Below are 2,090 nucleotides of genomic sequence, written 5' to 3'. Positions count from 1 at the left end.
AGCACCACGGCGAGCGGGACAAGTTCGCGCTTCACGGTACGTGCCGAGGTTGTTCCAGAGGTGCTCGTGTCGCGCCGTGGCCGCGCAGGCGGCTTCGGGTTGGTGGGGGTGGTGGGTGCGGGCACGATGTCAGTGCTCCTTCTGTGAAGGCGATCAGGGGGAGTGGGGTCTTGGCGCTTCTGCTTGGCGGCGTGCGCCAGGACCCCGTTCTGCTTCTGGGCTGCGGGTCTTTGTCGTCGGCAGGGGGTGCCCGGCGTGGCGGGGACTGTGGTTTGGCGGCGGGGTCGGCGGTGACGCTGGTCATCGCGGCGGTGTAGCGGGCGGCCAGGACGTCGGCGAGGGCGATGGCGCCGGCCACCTGGTCGGCGGCGATGGGGTGGTGCCAGCCGTCGTGCGGGCGGTGGGCGAGGTGGAGCAGACCGGCGATGCGCAGGGTGGTGCCGTGCGGTTTGTTCGCCCATTCGCGGATGTCGTGGAACTGTCCGCCGGGGCGGAGCTGGGTTTCGATCTGTTCGGCGATTGTGCTCTTGCCCCCGAAGTACGCCAGGGGCGTCCGCAGCCTCACGGCACCCTCCGACCGTCTGACACGGCGATCAACGGATGGCAGGTCGGGCAGCGGCTGGCGCGGCCGTCGTCGAGGTCGACGAGGCGGGTCGTCTCGTCGCAGGCACCACACCAGGCCGGACGCTCGACGGCAGGCGTGGTGCGCACGGTGGGCGGGGCCGGCAGGTCGGCCAACCGGGCACGGAGCACCGCATAGGGCGACCGGACTCCGCCGGGGTTCGCTCCGAGCACCTCGCGGAGTTCGGCCGGTCCCCACCCGGCGGTCAGCGCCGCTGTGACCAGCGGGGCCAAGCGAGCCCGTTGCTTGGACGTCAGCCGCCACGATGATCCGAGCCCAGCCAGCAAGCCGGCAGCGTCGGCTTTCGCTGGGTGCTCTCCCGCAGCCCGGTCGCAGACCCTGGCCGCTGATGGGGTTGTCCGATCCTTCGGAGATCCTCCACCACCGTCCACAGCTCCAGGGCTGTCCGCCGGCGAGGCAGCTCGCGCGGGCGGTGGAGGTTCAAGGACGTTCAAGGATGTTCGGGTGGCACAGCTGTGCCGGGGGAGGGGTGACACAACTGTGCCGGGGGGGCGGTGGCGCAGTTGCGCCGGGGGCGGCGGATTGCCACCCCCGGCAGCCTGCCGGGGGTCAGGCCGACCCGACGGTCTGTTATCCACAGGCCCCGGCTTCGGCTCGGCGGTGTCGCTCATCACGACGGTGTACATGTTCGCCCCACCCCGGCCCGCCGCCGTCTCGATCAGAAGGTGTCCTCCTGCCGCCAGCCGGCGGATCACCCGCTGCACCGTCCGCGCATCCAGTCGGGTCTTGCGAGCCAGCGTCGCCACCGACGGCCAGGCGTTCCCACCGTCGTCGTCCGCGGTGTCCGCGATCGCGAGCAGCACCAGCCGTTCGTTGCCGGCTGTCGCAGATGCCCCCCAGACCCACGTCATCGCCTTGACGCTCACTGGCTTGCCTGCCCCGCGGCGAGGGGAAGCACGGTCTCGTCCGTCGGCACGTCGAGCCGGACCGCCGCGTAGCGCCACAGGTCCTCGCCGATGGCATCGACCAGGTCGTCGACCGCAACTTCGGACCATGCCGGGGTGTCCTCGTCAGCCGGGTCGCGGGACCCGGCCGGCACCGGTGTGGCGGCGGCGTCGAGCACTGCTGTGATCTCCCAGTCGTAGTCCGCGGCGGCGAGCCGCAGGGCCGCGGCGTTGGGGTACCACGCCCGTACCCGTGTCGTGATCCGCCGGAGCAACAGGTCGGCGAGGTGGCGCCGGCTGTCATCCACCAGCTGGTCCAGTACCGCTGTCGGCCGGTTCACCGCGCCGCCGGACCGGTCGCCGGGAACTGGCGGACACGTAGGTCGGCGGGCCAGCCGGCCGGGTCGCCGGCCTTACCGGGTTGGCCGTGGGCGCGGGCCCAGGCGGTGCCGAGTTGTTTGACGAACACCGGCACCCCGACCGTCTGGCAGCCGGCGATCAGACTGCCCGCCCACTGGGGTTGCATGGGCCGGGCGCCGGGTCCGGACTCCCCGCCGACGACT

At 72.2% G+C, this 2,090-nt stretch carries 4 protein-coding genes; all 4 read right to left on the bottom strand.

Features of this window, described 5'->3' with window-relative positions:
• Nucleotides 1–31 precede the first annotated feature (31 nt).
• On the bottom strand, nucleotides 32–565 hold the full coding sequence (locus U9979_RS07610) for a DUF3987 domain-containing protein (protein WP_322778807.1): 534 nt from the start codon (nucleotides 563–565) through the stop codon (nucleotides 32–34).
• On the bottom strand, nucleotides 562–1,494 hold the full coding sequence (locus tag U9979_RS07605; protein WP_322778806.1) for a helix-turn-helix domain-containing protein: 933 nt from the start codon (nucleotides 1,492–1,494) through the stop codon (nucleotides 562–564). Before U9979_RS07605 ends, U9979_RS07610 begins: the two co-directional genes overlap by 4 nt.
• Nucleotides 1,495–1,505: 11 nt before the next feature.
• Nucleotides 1,506–1,868: a hypothetical protein gene (locus tag U9979_RS07600; RefSeq protein ID WP_322778805.1), complete on the bottom strand. Its 363-nt coding sequence runs from the start codon at nucleotides 1,866–1,868 to the stop codon at nucleotides 1,506–1,508.
• Nucleotides 1,865–2,090 (bottom strand): DUF5131 family protein (locus U9979_RS07595; protein ID WP_322778804.1); only part of this gene is annotated, 226 nt, incomplete at its 5' end. The genes U9979_RS07600 and U9979_RS07595, both read right to left, overlap by 4 nt.

This window comes from Protofrankia sp. Cas4, assembly GCF_963555915.1.
GTDB lineage: Bacteria > Actinomycetota > Actinomycetes > Frankiales > Frankiaceae > Protofrankia.
Note: the sequence above shows the minus strand (reverse complement) of the source record. Positions and strands in the feature narration are given on the sequence as shown.